We start from the raw sequence: 25915 nt of genomic DNA, 5'->3' as shown, positions 1-25915 counted from the left end.
CGCCGTGGAGTCTCACGATGATCGCGCAGTCCACTCCGATCTCGCTGCGCGCGATCCGCGCGGCGTCGATGGCGGCGCTGGCGGCCTTCGCGCTGGCCGGCTGCGCCAACTACATCGGCATCCACAGCGACAAGCAGATCACGCCGGCCACCCAGCTCGAGACCAGCCAGAGCCTGCCCGCCGAGGGCGGCCACTGGCCGACGCTCGACTGGGCGAGCCAGTTCGGCGATCCGCAGTTGCCGAAGCTGATCGACGAGGCGATCGCGGGCAACCCGAGCATCGCCCAGGCGCAGGCGCGCCTCGCGAAGGCTTCGTCCTACATCGAGTCCTCGCGCGCCGCGCTGATGCCGAAGGTCGACGCGAGCTATTCCTGGACGCGCGAGCTCTACTCGGGCAACGGCCTGTATCCGCCGCCCTATGGCGGCAACTGGTACAGCGAGAACAACGTGCTGGCCAGCGCCTCCTGGGAACTCGATCTGTGGGGCAAGAACCGCGAACGGCTGCGCTCGGCGGTCTCGCAGCAGAAGGCCGCCCAGGCCGAGGTGCAACAGGCGCGCGTGACGCTGGCGGTATCGGTGGCGCGCACCTACAACCAGTTGGCCCAGCTCTATGCGCTGCGCGACATCGCCCAGCGCGAGATCGGCAATCGCGAGACGGTCGGCAGGATCACCGAGGGCCGCGTCGGCGCCGGGCTCGACACCAATGTCGAGCGCCAGACCGCGCGCGGCAACGTGGCCACCAGCGAATCCTCGCTGTCGGAACTGGACGGGCAGATCACCACCACGCGCTACCAGCTCGCGGCCCTGCTCGGCAAGGGCCCCGACCGGGGGCTGGCGATCGCCACGCCGGTGCTCAAGCCCGGCGGCGCGGTCGAGCTGCCCGGCAACATTCCCGCCGACCTGGTGGCGCGCCGCCCCGACCTGATCGCCGCGCGCTGGCAGGTCGAGGGCGCGATGCACGACGTGAAGGAGGCGAAGGCCGAATTCTTCCCGGACGTGAACCTCGCCGCCGGTTTCGGCTTCGATGCCTTCGGCTGGGGCCAGTTCCTGAAGTTCGCGAGCCGCCAGGCGCAGTTCGGCCCCGCCGTGCACCTGCCGATCTTCGACGCCGGCGCCTTGCGCGCGCAACTGAAGGGGCGCTACGCCGACTTCGACCTGGACGTGGCGAACTACAACCAGACGCTGATCGGCGCGCTCAACGACGTGGCCACCCAGGTCGCCTCGATCCGCGCGCTGGACAAGCAGATGGGCGACGCGCAGCGCGCGCTCGACGCCCAGACGCGCGCCTACGATCTCGCCGTGATCCGCTACAAGGCGGGTCTCGCGCCGCAACTGCAGGTGCTCAGCGCCGACATCAACCGCCTGGGCGCGGAGCAGACCGTCACCAACCTGGTGATGCGTCGCCGCGACCTGCAGATCGGCCTGATCAGCGCGCTGGGCGGCGGCTTCGACGCAAGCGGCACGCCGCTCGCGGCACCCGACGCGAAACCGAAGGCGGCGCCCGCCACCGCGGACGTGCCGGGCGAGGCGGCGGCCGCGCCGGCCGCTGCCGCCTCGGGCGCGCAGGCAGGCTGAGTTTCCGGATTTTTTTCGAATCGATAGTGGATCAGGCCCGTTGCGACAAGCACGGGCCACGACGGAGAACCTCGCGATGAGCGAACCCCAACAGCAAGCCGCGGCACCCGCCGCGCAGAACGGCAAGCGCAAGCGCATGATGACGCTGCTGATCCTCGCGATCGTGATCGCGGCGATCGCCTATGGCCTCTACTACTTCCTGGTCGCGCGTTTCCACGAGGAAACCGACGACGCCTACGTGAACGGCAACGTGGTGCAGATCACGCCGCAGGTCACCGGCACCGTGATCGCGGTGAACGCCGACGACACGCAGTTGATCCGCATCGGCCAGCCGCTGGTCAAGCTCGATCCCGCCGACGCGGCGATCGCGCTGCAATCGGCCGAGGCGAACCTGGCGCAGACGGTGCGCCGCGTGCGCGGCCTCTATGCCGACGACGACCAGTATCGCGCCCAGGTGGCCCAGCGCGAGTCCGATTTGTCCAAGGCGCAGGACGACCTGCGCCGCCGTCTGGCGGTGGCGCAGACCGGCGCCGTCTCGCAGGAAGAGATCTCGCATGCGCGCGACGCCGTGAAGGCCGCGCAGGCCTCGCTCGACGCCGCGAAGCAGCAGCTCGCCGCCAACGTCGCGCTGACCGCCAACACCACGGTGGCCAACCATCCCGACGTGCTGGCCGCCGCCGCCACGGTGCGCAACGCCTACCTCAACAACGCGCGCAACACGCTGCCGGCGCCGGTCACGGGCTACGTGGCCAAGCGCTCGGTGCAGGTCGGCCAGCGCGTCTCGCCGGGCACGCCGCTGATGTCGGTGGTGCCGCTCGGCCAGATCTGGGTCGACGCCAACTTCAAGGAAGTGCAGCTCGACCATATGCGCATCGGCCAGCCGGTGAGCGTGACGGCCGATATCTACGGCTCCTCGGTGAAGTACCACGGCAAGGTGATCGGCTTCTCGGCCGGCACCGGCTCGGCCTTCTCCCTGCTGCCGGCGCAGAACGCCACCGGCAACTGGATCAAGGTGGTGCAGCGCCTGCCGGTGCGCATCGCGCTGGACCCGCAGGAACTCGAACGGCATCCGCTGCGCATCGGCCTGTCGATGCAGGTCGACGTCGACATCAAGGACGAGAGCGGCAGCCAGCTCGGCAGCGTGCAGAACAGCGTCTACCAGACCGACGTGTTCGCCAAGTACGGCGACGAGGCCGACGCGGAGATCGCGCGCATCATCGAGCAGAACGCGGCCGGCGGCCCGGCGCGCGCGGCCCAGGTATCGCGTCCCGCCACGGCGCCGCGCGCCTGAGGCGGCGCCCGCGCCTTCCATCGGATCATGGCCATGGATTCCTCCACCGTCCCGCGCCCCCTCACGGGCGCCAAGCTCGCGCTCGGCACGGTCGCCGTGTCGCTCGCGATGTTCATGAACGTGCTCGACTCGTCGATCGCGAACGTGGCGATCCCGACCATCTCGGGCGAACTCGGCGTCTCGGTCGACGAGGGCACCTGGGTGATCACGATCTTCGCGGCGGCCAACGCCGTGTCGATCCCGCTCACCGGCTGGCTCACCCAGCGCTTCGGCCAGGTACGCCTGTTCGTCACCGCGATCCTGCTGTTCGTGCTGGCCTCCTGGCTGTGCGGGATCGCGCCGAACCTGCCGACCCTGCTGGCCGCGCGGATCCTGCAAGGGGCCGTCGCCGGCCCGCTCGCGCCGCTCTCGCAAGCGCTGCTGCTGGGCGCCTGGCCCAAGCAGAAGTCATCGACCGCGCTCGCGCTGTGGTCGATGACGACCCTGGTCGGGCCGATCGCCGGCCCCTCGCTGGGCGGCTGGATCACCTACGACTACAACTGGTCCTGGATCTTCTACATCAACATCCCGGTCGGCATCTTCGCGGCCGCGGTGACCTGGTCGATCTTCCGCGAGCGCGAATCGCAGACGCGGCGCCTGCCGATCGACACGGTCGGGCTGATGCTGCTGATCGTCTGGGTGGCCTCGCTGCAGGTGATGCTCGACAAGGGCAAGGACCTCGACTGGTTCAATTCGCCCTTCATCATGGCGCTGGCGATCGTCGCGGCGGTCGGCTTCGCCTTCTTCGTGATCTGGGAGCTGACCGAGAAGAACCCGGTGGTCGACATCCGCCTGTTCAAGCAGCGCAATTTCGCGGGCGGCACGATCGCGCTGTCGGTGGCCTACGGCATGTTCTTCGGCACCCTGGTGCTGCTGCCGCAGTGGATGCAGGAGTATCTCGGCTACCGCGCCGTCGATTCGGGGCTGACCACCGCGCCGCTCGGGGTGTTCGCGATCCTGCTCACGCCGCTGATGGCGCGCATCCTGCCGCGCACCGATGCCCGCTATATCGCCACCCTGGCCTTCATCAGCTTCGCCGCGGTGTTCTTCATGCGCACCCGCTTCTACACCGACGTGTCGAACTGGGACCTGGTGCTGCCGACCCTGCTGCAGGGCATCCCGATGGCGATGTTCTTCGTGCCGCTGACCGCGATCATCCTCTCGGGCCTGCCGCCCGAGAAGATCCCGGCCGCCGCGGGGCTCTCGAATTTCGGGCGGACCTTCTGCGGCGCGGTGGGCACCTCGGTGATCGGCAATGCCTGGAACAACCGCACGGTGCTGCACCACGAGCGGCTGACCGAGCAGGCCAACGCGACCAACCCCGACTTCAGCCAGTCAATCGATTCGACGCAATCGCTGCTGCACGTCGGGCGCGATACGGCGCATGCGCTGTTCAACCTGTCGGTCGACGGGCAGGCCGCGGTGATGGGGCTCAACGACGTGTTCTACATCTCGGCGCTGATCTTCATCGCGATCATCCCGCTGATCTGGATCACCAAGCCGGCACGTTCGAACGCGCCGGCCGATGCGGGCGGCGCGCACTGAACGCGCGAGCGGCCCGCCGTCCTCGAGGGGCGGCGGGCCGCTTCGTCATTGTCCTTCCGTTTTCTTCCCGTTCGCCGGCACCGTCATGCGAAGGTATCGGTGCCGCGCACCAGCCGCCGCGCCAGGCGCGGCGCCTTCAGTTTCTCGATCCACCATTGCAGGGCGCGGCCCTCGCGATCGCCGCGCCAGGCCGCGTAGAGCAGGTTCGGCTCGCGCGGATCGGCGGTGCGTTTCTCGAGCAGCGCGCCGCTGGCGAGCAGCGAGGCGATCCGCTCGCGCGGCAGCCAGCCCACGCCGAGCGCCTCGCGCTGCGCGACGATCTTCGCCTGCATGGTGGGCAGCGCCAGCGAAGGCTGGCCGCCGAGCACGCCATAGGCGCGGCCGGCCGTGGCGCGCGAGGAATCGGCCACCACCACGGCGCGATGCCGGGCGATCGCCTCGCGCGTGAGCGGCTCCGGCTCGCCGGCGAGCGGGTGCCGCGGCGAGACGGCGAACACCCAGTCCATCGCGCCCAGTTCGAGCCAGCGCAGGTTCGCCATCGCCGGCGGCTCGTTGGTGGCGCCGACGATCAGGTCGGCGCGGCCGTCGCGCAGCGCTTCCCAGGTGCCGCCCAGCACCTCGTGCGTGATGCGCAGCGCCACGCCCGAGTCGAGCCCGTCGAAATCGCGGATCAGCGGCGCCAGCAGCGCGAACTCGATCACCTCGTCGGTCACGATCCACAGCCGGTCCTCCCAGCCGCTGGCGACCTGGCGCACGCGCCGGGCGAGCCGCGCCACGTCCTGCATCAGCCGCGCCGCATCCTCGGCCAGCAGCTTGCCGGCCGGCGTGAGCTGCAGCCGGTAGCGGCGCCGGTCGAACAGCAGCGCATCGAAGCGCGCCTCGAGCTGCCGCGCCGCGTGGGAGACTGTCGACGGCGCCTTGCCCAGGCGGGCGGCGGCACGCGTCAGGCTGCCGGTCTCGCGGATCGCGTCGAGCAGGGCCAGTTCATCGTCGGACAACATGTTCGACTCCTTCGAACGTGTTCATCGACGGGATGGTACGGCAAGGCAAGTTGAAGCGTCCATCATGGCTGCACCGAAGTCGAACGACTTCTTCTCTCCAAGGAGCACCGACATGAACCGTTTCACCGGCAAGACCGTCCTCGTCACGGGCGGCAACAGCGGCATCGGCCTCGCGGCCGCCCAGGCTTTCGTGGCCGAGGGCGCGCGCGTGATCATCACCGGCCGCGACGCGGCCACGCTCGACAGCGCCCGCGCCTCGCTCGGCGCCGACGCGCTGGCGATCCGCAACACCACCGGCACGGCGGCCGCCGCGCGCGAGCTGGCCGAGGCGATCGCCGCGGCGGGGCTGCGGCTCGACGCGGTGTTCGTCAATGCGGGGGTGGCGAAGCTGGTGCCCTTCGAGGACGCCGACGAGGCGCTCTGGGACCTGACCTTCGACAGCAACGTGAAGGGCGCCTATTTCCAGATCCAGGCGCTGCTGCCGCTGCTGAACCGCGGCGCCTCGATCGTGCTGAACGGCTCGATCAACGCGCATATCGGCATGCCGACCTCGTCGATCTACGCGGCCAGCAAGGCGGCGCTGATCTCGCTGGTGAAGACGCTGTCGGCCGAGCTGCTGCCGCGTGGCGTGCGCGTCAACGTGGTGAGCCCGGGCCCGGTGACCACGCCGCTCTACGACAAGTTCGGCTTCGATGCGGTGGGCCTCGCGGCGGCGTCCGAGCAGATCCGCGCCCAGGTGCCGCTCGGCCGTTTCGGCGAGCCGGCCGAGATCGCCTCGACCGTGCTGCACCTGGCGGCCAGCGAATCGGCCTTCATCGTCGGCAGCGAGATCATCGCCGACGGCGGGATGGGCACGCTCTGAGCGAGGGCCCGGCGGGGGTTCAGAAGCGTTCGAGCAACTGGTGGTAGAGCATGCCGAGCTCGAGCGCGGGCTGGCGCCAGGCCGGGCCGCCGGGGAAGCGCCGGTGCCGCAGCCGCGCGAACAGCTCGAAGCTGTCGCGCTCGCCGGCGATCGCCCGCGCCACCGCGCGCCCGGCGATGCCCGTCAACGCCACGCCATGGCCGCTGTAGCCCTGCAGGTAGAAGTAGTTGGGGTCGAGCGCGCCGAAGTCGGGCGCGCGATTGCGCGTGACGTCGACGAACCCGCCCCAGGCGTGCTCGATGCGCGCGTCGGCGAGTTGCGGGAACACCTCGATCATGCGCGTGCGGATGGCGGCCGTCAGTTCGGCCGGGGCAGCGCCCGCCGAGCTCGCGCGCCCGCCGAACAGCATCCGGTGGTCGGCCGAGAGCCGGTAGTAGTCCAGAAAGACATTGTTGTCGCAGATCGCCTCGCGGCCCGGGATCAGCGCGGCGGCGCGCTCGGCGCCGAGCGGCTCGGTGGCGATGATGTAGGAGGGCACCGGGCCGATGCGGGCCTCGATCGGCTCGGGCAGGAAGCCGCCGGGGCCGGCGTTGACGCAGGACACGACGTGGCGGCAGCGCACCTCGCCGCCGCGCGTGCGCACCAGCGGGCGCTCGCCGCGAACCACGCCGGTGACCATCGAATGCGCGAACAGCAGCGCGCCCTCGCGGCGCGCGGCCTCGGCCAGGCCGAGGCAGTACTTGAGCGGATGCAGGTGGCCCGAGAGCGGATCGTGGACGCCGGCCAGGTAGAGGCGCGAGCCGATGCGCGCGCGGATCGCGTCGGTATCGAGCCAGCTCAGCGAGGGATGGCCCCAGCGCTGGGTCGCGGCGTCCATCCATTCGCGCAGCTCCGGCACGCGGCGCGGCTTGGTGGCGACCGTCAGGTAGCCGCGCGTGAAATCGCAATCGATGCCGTGGCGCGCGATGCGCTCGGCGATCAGCTCGACGCCGGCCAGCGAAAGCTGCCAGGCCGCGCGCGCGCCGTCGCTGCCGAGCTGCCGCTCGATCTCGCCATCCTTGGCGAAACCGCCGATCACCTGGCCGCCGTTGCGGCCCGAGGCGCCCCAGCCGGGGCGGTAGGCATCGAGCACGGCCACGCTCATGCCGGCCGCGCGGCAGTCGAGCGCGACCGACAGGCCCGAGAAGCCCGCGCCGATCACGCAGACGTCGACTTCGAGCGGGCCGTCGAGGACGGGATCGTCGGCGGCCGGGCGGGTGGCCGTTGCTTCGTAGTACGAGTCACGCGCGAGCGCCTGCGCATGCTGGAGGAAGGTCGGTGTCATGGGCGGGGATCGTCTCATGCGCGGCGGCATCCCGCAACGCCGCCAAATTCCATCGTGCACCGCGGCGGCCATCCCGCGCCATGCGGGGCGGGCCGCTCAGAACCGGTAGCCGAGGCCGGCCTGGATCACGTCGGTATCGCGGTCGTAGCGGGTCACCACGCGGTTCCAGGTCACGCGCGTGAGCCAGCGCTGGCCGAGCCGGTAGCTCGCCGAGATCGACACGATGCCCGACAGGCGGCCGTCGCCGATGTCGTTGCCGCGGATGTTGCGCTGGTCGACGGCGATGTACATCCCGGCGCCCGCGCTGAGCGTGAGCTTGTCGTCGAAGAAGGCGCGCGTGGCCCACAGTTCGGAGGCCACGCCGTTGCGGCGCGTGGCGCGCTTCGAGCCCTCGTAGAGATAGGTCGCGGTCCAGTCGAGGTACTTCATCAGCCCGCGCCGGTATTCGAGGCTCGCGCCCAGCGTGGAGGGCGAGCTGCGGCTGTTCAGGATGGTCTCGCCGACCATCCCGGTGATCTCGTTGTGGGTCACGCGGTCGAGCCGGCCCGCCGCGTAGTCGCGCGGGCCCGGCGTGTCGGGCGCGTCGAGCTGGTAGCCGATGCCGAACATCACCGAGGTGGTATCGGGGCCGCTGAAGGTGTGGACGCGGTTGAGCTGCAACTGCGTGACCCAGCGATGCGAGGTGTAGTAGGCCGCGCGGATGCTCATCAGCACGCCCCAGCCGTGCGTGTTCGAATAACCGCGCCCTTCGGCGGCGGCCTCGGTATCGAAGTAGCGATAGGGGCCCACGCCCGCGGACAGCACGAAGCGGCGCCGGGCGAGCGGCAGTTGCCCCCACAACTGCACGGACTGGCCGTCGCGGTGATGGCCCGGCAGGTGGCCTTCGTTGTACCAGGTGAAGCTGGCGGCGGCGTACTTGCCGAGGCTCTCGCGGTAGTCGAGTGCCCAGGCGGTGGTGTGCGTGCCGGCGCCGTAGAGCGGGCCGGCGAACAGGGCGAATTCCTGCGCCTGGGCCGGCGTGGTGTGGAGGGCTGCCGCGCCGAGCAGGGACGCGATCAGGGTCGCGCGTGGCAGCCGTGGAACAGGAAAGGCGGGCGGGGGCGAGCGAACCGGCACGGGATTGTTCCTCGATTTGTCGATCGGGCGGCCATTGTGGCGCTTTTGTAAAAACGCTGGCGTGAAGCGGCGTCGCAGGTTGGCGACCGGGGATTACGACGGTAAGAAACGCGCGGCGGCGCCGGAAGCCCTGGAGCCGCGCCCGCGCGCGGCCCTGCCTGCGTTTGCGAGGGGCGCTGCGCGCTGGCGTCGCATGACGGGCGTAAACGGATGTAATGCGGCGGATGTCATGCAACGGATGTAATGCGAGCGGTGCCGATCGGGGCCGGCGGGCCGCCGTCCGGGCCCCTTCGCGGCGCGCGATGCGCACGGCGGCGGTGGTTGGTCTACCATCGCATCAGCGACGATCGGCCGGCCGCTTCGCGGCCGTCGTCGGCGCGCTCCAAAACGGACAAGGAGATCCCATGCGAATCCTGCGTATCCTGAACACCGGCGTGCTGCTCGGCGCCTTCGTGGCGGTGGCCGCGCATGCCGAGACGGCGAAGCTGACGGCGAACCTGCAGCCCTCCAGCGAGGTCCCGCCGACAGCCACCAAGGGCTCGGGCAAGCTCGACGCGAGCTTCGACACGGCGACCCATACGCTGGTCTGGACCGTCAGCTACAGCGGCCTGACCGGCCCGGCGACCGCCGCGCACTTCCACGGCCCGGCTCCGGTCGGCCAGAACGCCGGCGTGCAGGTGCCGATCGCCAAGGATGCGCTGGCGAGCCCGATCAAGGGCTCGGCGGTGCTCAACGACCAGCAGGTCACCGAGCTGATGGCGGGCAAGTGGTACTTCAACGTCCATACCAAGGAGCACCCGTCCGGCGAGATTCGCGGGCAGGTCGAGCCCGCCAGCTGACCGCGCGTCGCGCGGGCGCGGCGCAGGCGCCGTTCCCGCGCACGGCCGATTCCCTGCCCAAGGAGGTTCGATGAGCTGGCAGTCCGAACTGGCTTGCTGGTTGCTGCGCCGACAGGTGCGGCCCAAGACGCTGTCGCCCGTGATCGACGTGCCGGGCACGCGCGCGCTGGCCGAGCGCCGGCGCCCGTTCCAGACGCGCGTGCCGGCCGGCTGGCAACTGCGCGAATGCTACGGCGCGGCCGACGCGCCGCGCGGCGAATGGCTGGAGCCCGTGAACGGGCGGGCCGCGCCGACCCTGCTGTACTTCCACGGCGGCGGTTATTACTTCTGTTCTCCCACCACGCATCGCCCCCTGGTCTTCGCGCTGACCGCGAAGGCCGGCGCGCGCTCGTTCTCGGTCGATTACCGGCTGGCGCCCGAGGCGCCGTTCCCGGCTGCCCACGAGGATGCGCTGGCCGCCTACGCCGCGCTGCTCGAGGCCGGTGTCGATCCGGCCACGATCGTGCTCGGCGGCGATTCGGCGGGCGGCGGCCTGGCGCTGGCGCTGCTGGTGGCGCTGCGCGATCGCGGCACGCCGCTGCCGGCCGGCGCGGTGCTGTTCTCCCCCTGGACCGACCTGGCCGCCACCGGCGAGACGCTGCGCAGCAACGACGGCGCCGACCCGATGTTCGCCGGCGCCGCGCTGGGTCGCGCCGCGCGCCTCTACATCGGCGACGCGAGCCCGACCGATCCCTATCTATCACCACTCTATGCCGATCCGGCGGGCCTGCCGCCGCTGCTGATCCAGGCCGGCAGCACCGAGGTGCTGCTCGACGATTCGCGCCGTTTCGCCGAGCGGGCCCGCGCGGCCGGCGTCGAGGTGGACCTGCAGGTCTGGCCGCGCATGCCGCACGTCTGGCAGATGGCGGTGCCCTTCATGCCCGAGGCGCGCCGCGCGCTGGACGATGCCGCGGCCTTCGTGCGGGGCGCGGCGGCGCCGCCGCGCGAGGCTCAGGTGGCGATCGCCTGATAGGCGGCCTCGACGGGCGCCGTGCCGTATTTGCGCTCGAGCCGGCGCACCGCGAAGTGCCCGTGCGCGGCCTGCTGGAAGTGGTCGATGAACAGCGTGTTGACGGTGGCGCCGAGCACCGCGCCGAGCGCCGGGATCGACTTGGCGGCGATCTGCTCGGTCACCTGCGCCGAGAAGCGCGAGGCGATCGACTGCACCAGCCGCAACAGGGCCGCCGAGCCATGCGTGGCGAACCCCTTCGAGGCGATCTCGGACGAAGCCTTCGATACCGCCTGCGCGAGCGCGCCACGCAGCACGAAGTAGCCGAAATCGGCATCGCGCTCCGCCTCGCCGTCGCCTGATTGCCTGCCCGCGTTGGCGAACCCGCCGCCCATGCCGAGCACGGCCAGGCATTGCAGCTGGGCGTCGATCGAGCTCAGGTCCTCGCCCTCGCTGCGCGCGATATCGCAGATCGAGCGGAACATCAGGGTGGTGGTGACCGGCAGCTCGACCGGCAGCGCGAACAGGCCGAAGGCGCCGCCCGCCGCGCCGGTGGTGGCCACCGCGAGCTTGTGCAGGAAATTGCTGGGCTTGTCGGGCGTCTCGCCCGCGCTGGCCACGCCGCCGGACTTGCCGAGCGTGCGCAGCGCCAGATGCAGGCACTTGCGCAGCGCGATCTCGGTGGCGTCGTTGATCTTGTCGGTGGCGAAGGCGGGCAGCCTGGCGATCATCTTCTCGATCGGCGCGCCCACCACGCTGGTCAGCTTCATCGTCAGGGACGGGCTTTCGAGCGCCAGCTTGGCGCGCCGCAAGGTGTCCAGGTCCTCGGGCGACAGGGTGGCGCCGACGGCGCCTGAAATGGGTTCCATATCTCTCCCATGAGCAGGATTCAGGCAAGACGCCATCGGCGTAGCCTACCCGTGCATGCTACTATCTCGCAATCGTTGACTCGTCAAACGTTGCGCGATCAAAAGATGGCCGTCCATACCCGAGCCCACCATTCGAGTGGGCAAGTCCTGCCGTTTCGTGAATCCCTGTTGGCAATGCTGGGCATTTCCTTCGTCACGATGCTGGTCGCCTTCGACCAGACCGTGGTCGGCACCGCCTTGCCGACCATCGTGGCCGAGCTGCGCGGCTTCGATCTCTACGCCTGGGTCGCGACCTCCTACCTGTTGACCTCGGTGATCACCGTGCCGATCTTCGGCCGGCTGGGCGACTATTACGGCCGCAAGCCCTTCGTGATCGCCTCGATCGTGGTGTTCACCGCCGCCTCGGCGCTGTGCGGGATGGCCGGCAGCATGAGCTTCCTGGTGGCCGCGCGGGTGCTGCAGGGCATCGGCGGCGGGATGCTGGTAGGCACCGCCTTCGCCTGCGTGCCCGACCTGTTCCCCGATTCGGTGGTGCGCCTGCGCTGGCAGGTGCTGATGAGCACCGCCTTCGGCATCGCCAACGCGATCGGCCCCTCGCTGGGCGGCTTTCTCACGCAGTTCTGGGGCTGGCGCTCGGTGTTCTACGTGAACCTGCCGTTCGGGCTGCTCTCGCTGTTCTTCGTGATCCGCTACCTGCCGCACCTGCGCCATGCCAAGCACGAGGGCAAGATGCGCCTGGACTGGCCCGGCGCGCTGCTGATCGCGGTGGCGCTCGGCGCGCTGCAGTTGTTCGTCGAATGGCTGCCCAAGCGCGGGCTGCTGGGCTGGCCGGCGCTGCTGCTGTTGATCGCGGTGCTCGCGGGCCTGGCGCTGTGGCGCTGGGAAAAGCGCATCCCGCATGCGCTGCTGCCCACCGACATGTTCGCCAACCGGTCGCTCGCGATGCTGTTCTCGCTGGCGATCCTGGCCGGCTTCTCGATGTTCTCGCTGCTGTTCTTCGCGCCGCTGCTGTTCCAGGGCGGCTTCGGCATGTCGCCCAAGGCGGCCGGCGTGGTGATCACGCCGCTGGTGGTGTTCATCACCATCGGCAGCATCCTGAACGGGCGCATCGTGACGCGCATCCCCAGCCCGAATGCGATGCTGCCGACCGGTTTCGCGCTGCTGGCGCTGGCCTGCGCGGGCATCGCGCTGTCCTCGCACGGCACGCCCCAGGCGGTGCTGCTGGCGGTGATGGTGGCCGGCGGCATCGGCCTGGGCTTCGTGCTGCCCAACCTGACCGTGTTCGCCCAGCAGACCGCCGGTCGCGAGCACCTGGGCATCGCCACCGCGCTGCTGCAGTCGCTGCGCATGGTTGGCGGTATGATCGGCACGGCGCTGACCGGCACCCTGGTCAACCAGATGTACGCCGGCGGCGTGCGCGAGGCGCTGGGCGGCGATCGCGCGCTGCAGTGGTTCGCGCGCCTGTCCGATCCGCAGATCCTGATCGACCGCGAGGCGCAGGCGCGTGTGGTGGCCGAGCTCACCCAGCAGGGCCATCCCGGCGCGCAGTTGCTGGAGGCGGCGCGCGCCTCGCTGGTCGGCGCGATCCATCTCGGCATCGCGATCGGCGCGCTGGTGGCGGTGATCGCGGTCTGGCAGAGCCGGCGCGTGCCGCCGATCCGCCTGCGCAGCAAGATCGAGCCCGCCGTGGTCGCCGAATGAGCGGCGCGGCCGGCCCGCAAGCCGGGCTTCAGCCCGGGTTCCGACCCGGGGTTTCATTGTCATCGTCGTTCTGAATCATGGAAGCACAAGACCGCGTCGCGATCCTTCAACAATTCGGGCGCACCTATCGCGCGTTCCTTTCCGCCTTCGAGTCGCACGTAGGCCAGCCGATGCCGCGCTGGCGGATCCTGCTCGCGCTCCACAACGAGAACGGCACCGCCTCGCAGAAGCGGCTGGTCGAGCTGGTGCGCACCGATCCGGGCGCGCTGACGCGGCAGCTGAAATCGATGGAGGCGCTCGGCTGGATCGCGCGCGCGCCCGATCCGCGCGACAACCGCGTCACCAACGTGACGCTGACGGGCGAGGGCCGCGCGGCCTTCGACGCTTGCATGCCGCGGCGTACCGCGTTTCTCGACGAGACCATGTCGGCGCTGCCCGACGAGGCGCTCAATGCGCTGTCGGGCGCGCTCGCGCTGCTGGAGGCGCGCATCGCCGAGGTCGGCGCGGCGCCGGCCGAGGAGCCGGCCGGGATCGACCGCAACCGTTCGGCGGCCTGAGCGCGAGCCGCCCGGGCGGGCGGCGGGAGGGCGGTGGAGGAAATGGGCGGCGGGCGCCGCGAGACGCGCCGCCGCCTTGGCGTTTACAGCTCGATGCGAGTGCCGAGCAGGGCCAGGAACTGCGCGAGCCAGGCCGGATGCGCGGGCCAGGCCGGCGCGGTGACGAAGGGTGCGTCGGTGACGGCCGCGTCGACGGGGATATCGGCGTATTCGCCGCCGGCCAGCCTGACCTCGGGCGCGCAGGCCGGGTAGGCCGAGATCTTCTTGCCGCGGATCACGTCGGCGGCGGCCAGCAACTGCGCGGCATGACAGATCGCCGCGACCGGCTTGCCGGCCTCGACGAAGGCGCGCACCAGCGCGATCACCTTGGGGTCGAGACGCAGGTATTCCGGCGCGCGCCCGCCGGCGATCGCGATCGCGTCGTAGCGTGCCACGTCGACCTCGTCGAAGCTCGCGTTCAGCGCGAACAGGTGGCCGGGCTTCTCGGTGTAGGTCTGGTCGCCCTCGAAATCGTGGATCGCCGTCTTGATCTTGTCGCCGGCGCGCTTGCCGGGGCAGACCGCATGCACGGTGTGGCCCACCGCCTGCAGTGCCTGGAACGGCACCATGGTCTCGTAGTCTTCGGCGAAATCGCCGGTCAGGAAGAGGATCTGCTTGGCTGCCATCATCTGCTCCGCGGGTTGAAGACGGGAGCGGGCAGTGTACGCCTCGCGCCGGTTCCGCGTCGTGACAGGCGGCGGCGCGGCGTGCGCGAGGGTGCATGCACGGCGGCGGGCGGCCCGCTTCATGCCGCGAAGCCTCGCGACACGAAGGCGCCGGGCCGCCGCCGGGAAGGTCCGGCGGGCGCCGGCCTCAGAAGTACGTCTCGATCACCTCGGTGACGCGGTAGTCGCCATCCACCACCAGGATCTGCCGCCACTTGTCGAAGGTCAGGCAGGGATGCGAGATATCGAAGGCGACCATGTCGCCGACCTTCACGTCCGCGCCCGGCGCGATCTTCAGGTAGGCGTGCTGGTCCATCATGCCGGTCACCTCCCAGCCGTCGGCCGGCGTCACCGCGCGCGGCGCGGCCGCGCTGCCCGGGCGGAAATGCCGGGCGGGTTCCGGGTAGCCGGCGTCGAAGGCCGCATCGCGCTTGCCGAGCGCGACGATCGCGCGATCGGGCTCGGGGATCGACTGCACGTAGGCCCACAGCTGCAGCGCCGGCTTGAGCGCCTCGCCCATGCGCTTGGCGACCGGGTTGCGCGCGAGGATGTCGTTCTGCGCCTTGCGATAGATGCCGACGTCGTGCGTCAGGTAGCAGCCGGGGCGCAGCACCACCTCGATCACGCCCTCGGCGCGCGCCTGCGAGAACTCGTCGGCGACCACGTCGTACCAGGCCGAGCCGGCGCCCGACAAAATTGCCGGCGTGCGCGAGAAGCGGCCCTCGGCGGCGAACTGGCGCGCCAGCGCGACCGTGTCCTTGAGAAAGGCGCGCACCTCGCCCTCTTCCTTCAGCACCCCTTCGTAGACCTCGATGCCGGCCAGCTTGATCACGTCCGCGTGGCGCGCGATGGCCTCCAGCACGGCGGCGCGCTGCGCGGCATCGCGCACGCCGGTGCGGCCGCCCGGCACGCCGAGCTCGAGCAGCACCTGCAGCGTGCGCCCGGCGGCGGCGAAGAAGCGGCCGAGCTGTTCGACGTTGTCGGCCGAGTCGACCAGGCAGAGGAATTCGAATTCGGGATCGGACAGCAGCTCGGCGACGATCGCCATGTTGTGCTTGCCGACCAACTGGTTGGCCAGCAGCACGCGGCGGATCCCGCCCTGGTAGGCGGCGCGGGTCTGGTGCGCGGTGGCCAGCGTGATGCCCCAGGCGCCGGTCTCGATCTGGCGGCGGAACAACTGCGGCGCCATGGTGGTCTTGCCGTGCGGCGCGAGCTGCACGCCGTATTCGGCGACGAAGGCCTGCATCCACTTGAGGTTGTGCTCGACCCGGTCGGCATACAGCACCGCCGCGGGCAGGCTGACGTCCTCGTCGAGCAGGTTCCAGTCCAGGCGGCCCGCGTCCGACAAGGGCACGCTCGCGCTCGGCACCCGGCCGAGCCCCTTGCCGCTCGGCTCGATCGCCGCCTCCTGATAGTTTGTAACTTTCATCGTGGGATGCTCCATCGTCTCGTCGTGTTTGTAGCGAAGTTGACGGCAGGATAGTACAGAAAGTAGCATCCGCCCGGTAATGTTATTTATTAACACGAGCCGTCCATACGATTGATCCGATGAATCCCGCCGCCTCCGATCTCGCTTCCCCCGCCGAGCCGCTCGACGCGGCGGGCCAGCCGGTGCCCGCCACCGCCCAGCTCGGCTTCGACATCGTGTCGCGCATCGCCGAATGCGCGCCGGCGCTGCGCGATGCCGAGCGCAAGGTGGCCTCGCGGATCCTCGACGACCTGGCCGCGGCCGCCCATGCCAGCATCGGCGAGATCGCCGCGCAGGCCGAGGTCAGCGTGGCCACCGTGACGCGCTTCGCCAAGGCGGTGGGCTGCCGCGACGTGCGCGAGCTGAAGCTGCGGCTGGCCCAGGCGGCCGCGGTCGGCGAGCGTTTCCTGGCGCCCGCGGCCGGCTTGCCGGACGACGCGGCCAGCGCTTCGCGCGTCTACGAGGACGTGCGCGCCACGCTCGAGCAGCACCACGCGCTGCTGCGGCAGACCGCGTTCGAGGCGCCGGCCGCGGCGCTGGCCGGCGCGCGCATGATCTACGTCTATGGCCAGGGCGGCGGCTCGACGGCGCTGGCCGACGAGCTGCGCTTCCGGCTGGTGCGCTTCGGCCGCCCGGTGGCGAGCTACCAGGACGCGCTCTTGCAGCGGATGGTGGCCAGCACCATGGGCGAGGATTGCGTGCTGGTGGCGCTGTCGGTGACGGGGCGCGTGCCCGAGTTGCTGGAGAGCTGCGCGCTGGCCAAGCGCTACGGCGCGCGCGTGATCGCGCTGACCGCGCCGGCCTCGCCGCTCGCGCGACTGGCCGACGACCTGATCCCGGTGGTCGCCTTCGAGACCGATTTCATCTTCAAGCCCTCGACCTCGCGCTACGCGCTGATGATGGCGCTCGACGTGCTGGTCACCGAGGTCGCGCTGCGGCTCGGCGACACCTGCCGCGAGACGCTGCGCCGCGTGAAGCACGCGCTCGACCAGCACCGCGGCGGCGGTGAACGACAACCCATCGGAGACTGACATGCATTCCCATCCCGAAGCGGCCGATACGCTGATCGTCGGCGCGCTGCTGATCGATGGCACGGGCGCCGCGCCCGTCCAGCGCGATGTCGCGATCCGCGGCGAGCGCATCGTCGCCATCGGCAACCTGTCGAACTGGCTGGCCGAGGCGGTGATCGAGGCCGACGGCCTGGTGCTCGCGCCCGGCTTCATCGACGTGCACACGCACGACGACACGCACGTGATCCGCGCGCCGCAGATGCTGCCGAAGATCTCGCAGGGCGTGACCACGGTGGTGGTCGGCAACTGCGGGATCAGCGCCTCGCCGGTGACGCTGCGCGGCGAGCCGCCCGATCCGATGAACCTGCTCGGCGATCGCGAGGCGTTTCGCTACCCGAGCTTCGCGGCCTATGTCGAGGCGCTCGGCGCGGCCCAGCCTGCCGTCAACGTGGCGGCCCTGGTCGGCCACACGGCGCTGCGCAACAACCAGATGGACCGGCTCGACCGCGCCGCCAGCGGCGAGGAGATCGCCGCGATGCGCGCGCAGCTCGAGGAGGCGCTCGACAACGGCGCGCTAGGGCTCAGCTCGGGGCTCGCCTACGGTTCCGCGTTCGCGGCGCCGGTGGAGGAGGTGATGGCGCTGGCCGAGCCGCTGGCGAGGGCCGGCGCGCTCTACACCACCCACATGCGCACCGAGTTCGACGCGATCCTGGACGCGATGGAGGAGGCCTACCGGGTCGGCCGCCATGCACGCGTGCCGGTGGTGATCTCGCACCTGAAATGCGCCGGCCCGTCGAACTGGGGGCGCAGCGCCGAGGTGCTCGATTCGCTGGAGCGCGCGCGGCGCATCCAGCCGGTCGGCTGCGATTGCTACCCCTACAGCCGCAGTTCCTCGACGCTCGACCTGAAGCAGGTGACGGGCGATATCGAGATCACCATCACCTGGTCCGAGCCGCATCCCGAGATGGCCGGCAAGAAGATCGCCGCGATCGCGGCCGAGTGGGGCGTGAGCGAGCAGGAGGCGGGGCGCCGCCTGCAGCCGGCCGGCGCGGTCTATCACAACATGTCCGAGGACGACGTGCGCCGGATCCTCTCGCACCCGGCCACCATGGTCGGCTCGGACGGCCTGCCCAACGATCCGCTGCCGCATCCGCGCCTCTGGGGCGCGTTCCCGCGCGTGCTCGGCCATTACGCGCGCGACGAGCAACTGCTGCCGCTGGAGGAAGCGGTGCGCAAGATGAGTTCGTTGACGGCGCGGCGCCTGGGCCTCGACGGGCGCGGCGAGGTGCAGGTCGGCTACCAGGCCGACCTGGTGCTGTTCGATCCGGCCACGGTGATCGACCTGGCCTCGTTCGAGCAGCCGCAGCAGGCCGCGCGCGGGATCCACGCGGTGTGGGTCAACGGCGCGCTGTCCTATCGCGACGGCGCCAGCACCGGCGCGCGCGCGGGCCGCTTCGTGCCGCGCGGCACGCGCCGCGCCGAGGATGTGGCGTTCTGAGCATCGATTGTGCGGCGGGGCGCAGCCCGGCCGAAACCGCAACTGCCGGCGCCTTCGCGGCGCCGCGCGAACCGGCCGCGTCGCGCTGACGGCGCGGCCCGAACCAGCAAACCGAAGGAGAAAGCGATGAAGCGTTACGGAGTGGGCGAAGCGAAGGGAACGGGCGGCCAGGTGATGCCGTTCGCGCGGGCGGTCGAGGCCGACGGCTGGCTGTATGTGTCGGGCCAGACGCCGATGGTGAACGGCGAGGTGGTCGAGGGCGGCATCGTCACGCAATCGAAGCAGACCATCGAGAACGTGATCGCGATCCTCAAGGAAGCCGGCTACGGCCTGGAGCACGTGGTCCGCTGCGGCGTCTGGCTCGACGACGCGCGCGACTTCGCCTCGTTCAACAAGGTGTTCGTCTCGTACTTCGGCGAGCATCCGCCGGCGCGCGCCTGCGTGCAGTCGAGCATGGTGATCGACTGCAAGGTCGAGGTGGACTGCATCGCCTACAAGCCGCCGGTCAAGTGAGCGGGCGGGCCGGGCCGTGAGGGTCCTGCCGGATGACATGGGACGCGGCAGCGGGAGCCTGGGGGCTCGTGCTGCCGCGTCGGTCGTTTACGGTGCCGCTGCCGGCGCTTGCGCTTCGGCGGGCGGGATCACTGCCGCGCGGTGCGCGCGTTGTCCGGCATCGGCTGGTTGAAGTTGGTGCGGAACGGATTGATGTCGAGCCCGCCGCGCCGCGTGTAGCGCGCGTAGACGGCCAGCTTCACGGGCCGGCATTCGCGCAGGATGTCGACGAAGATGCGCTCGACGCATTGCTCGTGGAAGCCGGTGTGGTTGCGGAACGAGATCAGGTAGCGCAGCAGCCCGGCCTGGTCGATCTGCGGGCCGACGTAGTGGATCTGCACGCTGCCCCAGTCGGGCTGGCCGGTGACGGGGCAGTTCGACTTCAGCAGGTCCGACACCAGGGTCTCCTCGACCGGCGATTCCTCGTGCGCGGCGCTCAGCAGCGAGGGATCGGGATGGTAGATGTCGGTGTCGAGGTCGAGGCGGTCGAGCGGGATGCCGTCGAGTTCGTCGAGCCTGAGCTTGCGGAACTCGGCCGGCGAGGCCAGTTGCACGGCCACGCTCGCGCCGCAGGCCGCGGATACGTCGCGCTTGAGCGCGTCGCGCACGGCCTCGAGCGAGTCGAAGGCGGTCTGCGCGAACGAGCCCAGGTACAGCTTGAAGGACTTCGATTCGACGATGTTCGGCGAATCGGCCGGCACCAGGAAGGTCGCCACCGCGATCTGCGGCTTGCCGCGCCGGTTCAGCCAGGACAGCTCGTAGGCGTTCCAGATGTCAGTGCCGAAGAAGGGCAGGGCGGCGCCGATGCCGATCTGCTCGCGCGCGCCGGCGCGCGGGATCGGGAACAGCAGGGCCGCGTCGTAGTCGGTGGTGTAGGCGGTGGCCTTGCCGAGCGGGGAATGTTCGGGTGTCATCGATCGGGTCTCCGTGGTCAGGCCAGGAACAGCCGGTAGGCCGGGTTCGCGGTCTCTTCGTGGAACGGGTAGCCGAGCGCGTCGAGGAAGGCGTCGAAGCCGGCGTGGTCGGCGGCCGGCACCTGCAGGCCCACCAGGATCGAGCTGTAGTCGGCGCCCTGGTTGCGGTAGTGGAACAAGCTGATGTTCCAGTCGGGGCCCATCGAGGACAGGAATTTCATCAGCGCGCCGGGGCGCTCCGGGAACACGAAGCGGAACAGCCGCTCCTCGCGCGACAGCGGCGAGCGGCCGCCCACCATGTAGCGGATATGGTCCTTCGAGAGCTCGTCGCCGGTCAGGTCGACGGTCTGGAAGCCGTGCGCCTCGAAATTCGCGGCGATCTCGGCCGATTCGTCGCGGCGGCGGATCTGCACGCCGACGAAGATGTGCGCCGAGCGCTCGTCGGCGATCCGGTAGTTGAACTCGGTCACGTTGCGCTCGCCCACCAGCTCGCAGAAGCGCCGGAAGCTGCCGCGTTCCTCGGGGATGGTTACCGCGAACACCGCCTCGCGCGCCTCGCCCACCTCGGCGCGCTCGGCCACGAAGCGCATCCGGTCGAAATTCATGTTGGCGCCCGAGGTGATCGCGATCAGCGTTTGGCCCTCGATGCCCTCGCGCTCGGCATAACGCTTGGCGCCGGCCACGGCCAGCGCGCCGGCCGGCTCGAGCAGGCTGCGCGTGTCCTGGAACACGTCCTTGATCGCCGCGCACAGCGCGTCGGTATCGACCGTGATCACGCCGTCGAGCAGCTCGCTGCAGAGCCGGAAGGTTTCGCCGCCGACCAGCTTGACCGCCGTGCCGTCGGAGAACAGGCCGACCTCGCTCAGGGTGACGCGCTCGCCGGCCTCGATCGATTGCGCCATCGCGCAGGAGTCGTCGGTCTGCACGCCGATCACGCGGATCTCGGGGCGCACCGCCTTCACGTAGGCGGCCACGCCGGCCGCCAGGCCGCCGCCGCCGATCGGCACGAAGATCGCGTGGATCGGGCCCTGGTGCTGGCGCAGTACCTCCATCGCCACGGTGCCCTGGCCGGCGATCACGTCGGGATCGTCGAAGGGGTGGACGAAGGTGAGTTCGCGCTGTTCCTGCACCTTCAATGCGTGGGCATAGGCATCGCTATAGGATTCGCCGGCCTGGATCACCTCGACGGTCGGCCCGCCATGGGCGCGCACCGCGTCCACCTTCACCTGCGGGGTGGTGACCGGCACCACGATCACCGCCTTCACGCCAAGCCGCGCCGCCGAGAAGGCCACGCCCTGGGCGTGGTTGCCGGCCGAGGCGGTGATCACGCCGCGCGCCAGCGCGTCGGCCGAGAGGTGGGCCATGCGGTTGTAGGCGCCGCGCAACTTGAACGAGAACACCGGCTGGTTGTCCTCGCGCTTGAGGAACACCGGGTTGCGCACGCGCGCGGACAGGTTGCGCGCCGGTTCCAGCGCGGTTTCGACGGCCACGTCGTAGACGCGCGCGGTGAGGATCTTCTTGAGGTAGTCGTGAGCAGCCATGACGGTCGCGCGGGTATCGGCCGGCGCGCCAGATAAGCGGGGAAAACCGCGATTCTAGCGCCAACCCCGCCCCGGCGGGCCTGCGCGAGCGGTGACCGACCGGCCGGACGGGGAATTCCCGTCCGGCGGCGTTTCACGGGCCTGCCCGCCGGATCCGGGCGTCCACGCCGGCGCCGATCATGAGTTAGAATCCCGATTTGAATCAAGGATCGGAAGATGCAACGGCAATTTCGGACCGCCCACGTGAAGCCGTCCCCGCGCGCAGCTTGTCCCGCGGCGGTTCGGCACGCGCATTGCGCGCGATCGTGCTGAGGGCGCCGAACGCCGCCAGGCGGCCGTGTCGACCGGACGTGGCGCGTACATGCGCATGCCGGTCCCGCGCCAAGCCGCGCGCCTGGTAACAGAAGATTTTCCCCAGATTCGCGCACCACGCGCATGCTGGTGTCGTGCCTTCGATGCGCACGGCCGCCGGCCCTCCGAACCGTCCGAACATGAACGCACCACAAGTTTTCGATCCGCATGGCGCGGCAGCCGCCGTCGCAGCCGACCTCGCGCCGCGCCTGCGTGAAATCCCGTACAACTACACCTCGTTCTCCGACCGCGAAATCGTGATTCGCCTGCTCGGCGAGGAAGCCTGGGCCGCGCTCGACGAGCTGCGCGGCGAGCGCCGCACCGGCCGATCGGCACGGATGCTGTACGAGGTGCTGGGCGACATCTGGGTGGTGCGTCGCAATCCCTACCTGCAGGACGACCTGCTCGACAACCCGAAGCGCCGCCAGATGCTGATCGACGCGCTGGGCCACCGGCTTGCGGAGATCGACAAGCGCCGCCAGGCCGACCTTTCCGAGCACGGCGACGAGCCGGGCCGCGAGCGTGCCTCGCGGGTGGCGATGCTGACGGTGGCCGCGCGTGGCGCGGTGGACGCCTTCGCCCGCGAATTCGAGCAGATGGCCGAGCTGCGCCGGCGCGCCACCAAGGCGCTGGGCCGCTGCACGCAGAAGGACAATATCCGCTTCGACGGCCTGGCGCGCGTCTCGCACGTCACCGACGCCACCGACTGGCGCGTCGAGTACCCGTTCGTGATCCTCACGCCCGATACCGAGGCCGAGATCGCCGGCCTGATCAAGGCCTGCTTCGAGCTCGGCCTGACCGTGATCCCGCGCGGCGGCGGCACCGGCTACACGGGCGGCGCGGTGCCGCTCACGCCGTTCTCGGCCGTGATCAACACCGAGAAGCTGGAACAGCTCGGCGCGGTCGAGCTGACTGAACTGCCGGGCGTCGCGCACAAGGTGCCGACCATCTTCTCGGGCGCGGGCGTGGTCACGCGCCGCGTGACGGAGGCGGCCGAGGCCGCCGGCTACGTGTTCGCGGTCGACCCGACCTCGCTGGACGCCTCCTGCATCGGAGGCAACGTGGCGATGAACGCGGGCGGCAAGAAGGCCGTGCTGTGGGGCACCGCGCTCGACAACCTGGCCTGGTGGCGGATGGTCGACCCGGACGGCAACTGGCTGGAAGTCACGCGTCACGACCACAATCAGGGCAAGATCCACGACATCGCGGTGGCGCGCTTCGAGCTGAAGTGGTTCGATGGCGCCCACGCGCCGGGCGAGAAGCTGATCAGGAGCGAGATGCTCGAGATCGAGGGCAAGCGCTTCCGCAAGGAAGGGCTCGGCAAGGACGTCACCGACAAGTTCCTGGCCGGCCTGCCGGGCGTGCAGAAGGAAGGCTGCGATGGGCTGATCACCTCGGCGCGCTGGGTGCTGCACAAGATGCCGGCGCACACGCGCACCGTCTGCCTGGAGTTCTTCGGCCAGGCGCGCGAGGCGATCCCGAGCATCGTCGAGATCAAGGACTACCTGTTCGAGACCTCGAAGCAGGGCGGCGCGATCCTGGCGGGCCTGGAGCACCTCGACGAGCGCTACCTGCGCGCGGTCGGCTATGCCACCAAGAGCAAGCGCAACGCCTTCCCCAAGATGGTGCTGATCGGCGACATCGTCGGCGACGATGCCGACGCGGTGGCGGCCGCCACCTCGGAAGTGATCCGCATGGCCAACGGCAAGAGCGGCGAGGGTTTCGTCGCGGTCAGCGCCGAGGCCCGCAAGCGCTTCTGGCTGGATCGCAGCCGCACCGCGGCGATCGCGAAGCACACCAACGCCTTCAAGATCAACGAAGACGTGGTGATCCCGCTGAACCGGATGGGCGAGTACACCGACGCCATCGAGCGGATCAACATCGAGCTGTCGCTGAAGAACAAGCTGCAACTGCTGGATGCGCTGGAGGCCTTCTTCCGCACCGGCGAGCTGCCGCTCGGCAAGAGCGACGACGCCAACGAGATCCCCAGCGCCGAGCTGCTGGAAGATCGCGTGCAGCACGCGCTGGAACTGCTCAAGCAGGTGCGCGCGCGCTGGGAGTTCCTGCGCGACCGGCTCGACATGCCGCTGCGCGAGGCCCAGCACTACCTGGTCCAGCTCGGCTACGAGAAGCTCGCGGCCAACTTCGCGGCGCGCGCCGACGCGCAGCCCGAGGCCAGCGTGTTCCACATCACCCAGGACCGCACGGTGCGCGTGTCGTGGAAGCAGGAAGTGCGCGCCGAGCTGCGCAACATCTTCAACGGCGGCGCCTTCAAGCCGATCCTCGACGAGGCGCAGGCGATCCACAAGCGCGTGCTGCGCGGCCGCGTGTTCGTCGCGCTGCACATGCACGCCGGCGACGGCAACGTCCACACCAACCTGCCGGTCAACTCCGACAACTACGAGATGCTGCAGGACGCGCATGCCGCGGTGGCGCGCATCATGCAGGTGGCGCGTTCGCTGGACGGCGTGATCTCGGGCGAGCACGGCATCGGCATCACCAAGCTGGAGTTCCTGACCGACGAGGAGCTGCGCGAATTCCGCGCCTACAAGCAGCGCGTCGATCCGAACGGCCGCTTCAACAAGGGCAAGCTGCTGGAAGGCGCCGACCTGCGCAACGCCTACACGCCCAGCTTCGGGCTGATGGGCTACGAGTCGCTGATCATGCAGCAGTCCGACATCGGCGCGATCGCCGATTCGGTCAAGGACTGCCTGCGCTGCGGCAAGTGCAAGCCGGTCTGCGCGACCCACGTGCCGCGCGCCAACCTGCTCTACAGCCCGCGCAACAAGATCCTCGCCACCTCGCTGCTGGTGGAGGCCTTCCTGTACGAGGAGCAGACACGCCGCGGCGTGTCGATCAAGCACTGGGACGAGTTCAACGACGTGGCCGACCACTGCACGGTCTGCCACAAGTGCGCCACGCCCTGCCCGGTGAAGATCGACTTCGGCGACGTGACCATGAACATGCGCAATCTGCTGCGCAAGATGGGCAAGAAGAAGTTCAATCCGGGCCAGGCCGCCGGCATGTTCTTCCTCAATGCCACCAATCCGCAGACCATCAATGCCGCGCGCGGCGTGATGATGGGCGTCGGCTACAAGGCCCAGCGCCTGGCCAGCGACATGCTCAAGAAGGTCACGAAGAAGCAGACCGCGCGGCCGCCCGCCACCACCGGCAAGCCGCCGGTGGTCGAGCAGGTGATCCACTTCGTGAACAAGAAGATGCCGGGCAACCTGCCGAAGAAGACGGCGCGCGCGCTGCTCGACATCGAGGACAACAAGATCGTGCCGATCATCCGCAACCCGAAGACCACCAGCGTGGATTCGGAAGCGGTGTTCTACTTCCCGGGTTGCGGCTCGGAGCGGCTGTTCTCGCAGGTCGGCCTGGCCACCCAGGCGATGCTGTGGGAGGCCGGGGTGCAGACCGTGCTGCCGCCGGGCTACCTGTGCTGCGGTTATCCGCAGCGCGGCTCGGGCCAGTACGACAAGGCCGAGCAGATCGTCACCGACAACCGCGTGCTGTTCCATCGCGTCGCGAACACGCTGAACTACCTCGACATCAAGACGGTGGTGGTGTCCTGCGGCACCTGCTACGACCAGCTCGCCGGCTACGAATTCGAGAAGATCTTCCCGGGCTGCCGGATCATCGACATCCACGAGTTCCTGCTCGAGAAGGGCATGAAGCTGGAAGGCGTGGCGGGCACGCGCTACATGTACCACGACCCCTGCCACACGCCGATCAAGACCATGGACCCGGTCAAGCTCGTCAACGAGCTGATGGGCGCGGAGAAGGACGGCTACCAGATCGCCAAGAACGACCGCTGCTGCGGCGAGTCGGGCACGCTGGCGGTCACGCGGCCGGATATCTCGACCCAGATCCGCTTCCGCAAGGAGGAGGAGATCCGCAAGGGCGCGGCGCGCCTGCGCAACATCCCGGTGGTGTCGGGCGATGGCGCCAGCGGCGCGGGCGAGGCCGAGGTGAAGATCCTAACCAGTTGCCCGTCCTGCCTGCAGGGTCTGTCGCGCTACAACGAGGATGCCAACATCGAGGCCGACTACATCGTCGTCGAGATCGCGCGCAACGTGCTCGGCGAGAACTGGATGGCCGACTACGTGGCCCGCGCCAACAACGGCGGGATCGAACGGGTCCTGGTGTAAAGTCGGGGCGTTCCCCT

Annotated in this window: 20 protein-coding genes; 12 read left to right on the top strand and 8 right to left on the bottom strand. The window is 70.0% G+C overall.

Annotation, left to right across the window (positions count from 1 at the left end; genetic code table 11):
- The first annotated feature begins 17 nt into the window (after positions 1-17).
- The 3 genes from FB600_RS03905 to FB600_RS03895 all read left to right on the top strand — a co-directional run bounded on the left by FB600_RS03905 (position 18) and on the right by FB600_RS03895 (position 4449).
- Positions 18-1574, top strand: a complete 1557-nt coding sequence (locus FB600_RS03905) for an efflux transporter outer membrane subunit (protein ID WP_124076538.1) — start codon at positions 18-20, stop codon at positions 1572-1574.
- Between the two features lie 76 nt (positions 1575-1650).
- Entirely contained in the window at positions 1651-2865 is a 1215-nt protein-coding gene (locus FB600_RS03900; protein ID WP_047837002.1) for an HlyD family secretion protein, read from the top strand.
- A 33-nt stretch (positions 2866-2898) separates the two neighbouring features.
- The gene (locus FB600_RS03895; RefSeq protein WP_098181574.1) at positions 2899-4449 is read left to right on the top strand and encodes a DHA2 family efflux MFS transporter permease subunit; all 1551 of its coding nucleotides are present in this window, start codon (positions 2899-2901) and stop codon (positions 4447-4449) included.
- Between the two features lie 83 nt (positions 4450-4532).
- Here the strand turns inward: FB600_RS03895 and FB600_RS03890 are convergent, their stop codons facing one another.
- Positions 4533-5450, bottom strand: a complete 918-nt coding sequence (locus tag FB600_RS03890; protein ID WP_145756280.1) for a LysR family transcriptional regulator — start codon at positions 5448-5450, stop codon at positions 4533-4535.
- A 112-nt stretch (positions 5451-5562) separates the two neighbouring features.
- Between FB600_RS03890 and FB600_RS03885 the strand changes: the two genes are divergently transcribed.
- Positions 5563-6312, top strand: coding sequence for an SDR family oxidoreductase (locus FB600_RS03885; protein ID WP_145756279.1), 750 nt, complete (start codon positions 5563-5565; stop codon positions 6310-6312).
- Positions 6313-6331: 19 nt separating this feature from the next.
- Here the strand turns inward: FB600_RS03885 and FB600_RS03880 are convergent, their stop codons facing one another.
- Positions 6332-7636, bottom strand: coding sequence for an NAD(P)/FAD-dependent oxidoreductase (locus FB600_RS03880; RefSeq protein WP_047836999.1), 1305 nt, complete (start codon positions 7634-7636; stop codon positions 6332-6334).
- Positions 7637-7732: 96 nt separating this feature from the next.
- The gene (locus tag FB600_RS03875; protein ID WP_098153599.1) at positions 7733-8752 is read right to left on the bottom strand and encodes a hypothetical protein; all 1020 of its coding nucleotides are present in this window, start codon (positions 8750-8752) and stop codon (positions 7733-7735) included.
- A gap of 404 nt (positions 8753-9156) precedes the next feature.
- On the opposite strand from FB600_RS03875, the gene FB600_RS03870 reads away from it, so the two are divergent.
- Positions 9157-9591, top strand: a complete 435-nt coding sequence (locus FB600_RS03870; protein ID WP_013699377.1) for a CHRD domain-containing protein — start codon at positions 9157-9159, stop codon at positions 9589-9591.
- 70 nt (positions 9592-9661) lie between these two features.
- Complete coding sequence (locus tag FB600_RS03865) at positions 9662-10600, top strand: alpha/beta hydrolase (RefSeq protein WP_098153600.1); 939 nt, start codon at positions 9662-9664, stop codon at positions 10598-10600.
- Here FB600_RS03865 and FB600_RS03860 read toward each other — a convergent pair.
- Positions 10582-11448 (bottom strand): EcsC family protein, encoded by an 867-nt coding sequence (locus FB600_RS03860; RefSeq protein ID WP_096750199.1) that lies wholly within the window; start codon positions 11446-11448, stop codon positions 10582-10584. The two genes, FB600_RS03865 and FB600_RS03860, sit on opposite strands and share 19 nt — an antisense overlap.
- A gap of 105 nt (positions 11449-11553) precedes the next feature.
- Between FB600_RS03860 and FB600_RS03855 the strand changes: the two genes are divergently transcribed.
- Positions 11554-13149, top strand: coding sequence for an MFS transporter (locus FB600_RS03855; RefSeq protein WP_060002614.1), 1596 nt, complete (start codon positions 11554-11556; stop codon positions 13147-13149).
- Between the two features lie 77 nt (positions 13150-13226).
- Positions 13227-13706 (top strand): MarR family winged helix-turn-helix transcriptional regulator, encoded by a 480-nt coding sequence (locus FB600_RS03850; RefSeq protein WP_025101716.1) that lies wholly within the window; start codon positions 13227-13229, stop codon positions 13704-13706.
- A gap of 83 nt (positions 13707-13789) precedes the next feature.
- Here the strand turns inward: FB600_RS03850 and FB600_RS03845 are convergent, their stop codons facing one another.
- Together FB600_RS03845 and FB600_RS03840 are read right to left on the bottom strand one after the other, a co-directional pair.
- Positions 13790-14371 (bottom strand): DJ-1/PfpI family protein, encoded by a 582-nt coding sequence (locus FB600_RS03845; protein WP_013699372.1) that lies wholly within the window; start codon positions 14369-14371, stop codon positions 13790-13792.
- Positions 14372-14558: 187 nt separating this feature from the next.
- Positions 14559-15839, bottom strand: a complete 1281-nt coding sequence (locus FB600_RS03840) for an amino acid deaminase (protein ID WP_096750717.1) — start codon at positions 15837-15839, stop codon at positions 14559-14561.
- Between the two features lie 119 nt (positions 15840-15958).
- Here FB600_RS03840 and FB600_RS03835 point away from each other — a divergent pair, with 119 nt between their 5' ends.
- The 3 genes from FB600_RS03835 (at position 15959) to FB600_RS03825 (ending at position 18899) form a co-directional block, all read left to right on the top strand.
- Positions 15959-16909, top strand: a complete 951-nt coding sequence (locus tag FB600_RS03835) for a MurR/RpiR family transcriptional regulator (RefSeq protein ID WP_201758704.1) — start codon at positions 15959-15961, stop codon at positions 16907-16909.
- A 1-nt stretch (position 16910) separates the two neighbouring features.
- Positions 16911-18386 carry an N-acyl-D-amino-acid deacylase family protein gene (locus FB600_RS03830; protein WP_096750200.1) on the top strand — a complete coding sequence of 492 codons (1476 nt, stop codon included), beginning with the start codon at positions 16911-16913 and terminating at the stop codon, positions 18384-18386.
- Positions 18387-18512: 126 nt separating this feature from the next.
- Entirely contained in the window at positions 18513-18899 is a 387-nt protein-coding gene (locus FB600_RS03825; protein WP_006477830.1) for a RidA family protein, read from the top strand.
- Between the two features lie 128 nt (positions 18900-19027).
- Here FB600_RS03825 and queF read toward each other — a convergent pair whose 3' ends face one another.
- Positions 19028-19852 carry an NADPH-dependent 7-cyano-7-deazaguanine reductase QueF gene (queF, locus tag FB600_RS03820; RefSeq protein ID WP_025101712.1) on the bottom strand — a complete coding sequence of 275 codons (825 nt, stop codon included), beginning with the start codon at positions 19850-19852 and terminating at the stop codon, positions 19028-19030.
- A gap of 17 nt (positions 19853-19869) precedes the next feature.
- Positions 19870-21393, bottom strand: coding sequence for a threonine ammonia-lyase, biosynthetic (gene ilvA / locus FB600_RS03815; protein WP_145756278.1), 1524 nt, complete (start codon positions 21391-21393; stop codon positions 19870-19872).
- 491 nt (positions 21394-21884) lie between these two features.
- Here ilvA and FB600_RS03805 point away from each other — a divergent pair, with 491 nt between their 5' ends.
- Positions 21885-25898 (top strand): DUF3683 domain-containing protein, encoded by a 4014-nt coding sequence (locus FB600_RS03805; protein WP_186021385.1) that lies wholly within the window; start codon positions 21885-21887, stop codon positions 25896-25898.
- Positions 25899-25915 lie beyond the last annotated feature (17 nt).

The organism is Burkholderia sp. SJZ089, from assembly GCF_007828315.1.
Classification (GTDB): Bacteria; Pseudomonadota; Gammaproteobacteria; order Burkholderiales; family Burkholderiaceae; genus Burkholderia; species Burkholderia gladioli.
The sequence above is the reverse complement of the archived record's forward strand: the minus strand, read 5'-3'. Positions and strand labels throughout refer to the sequence as shown.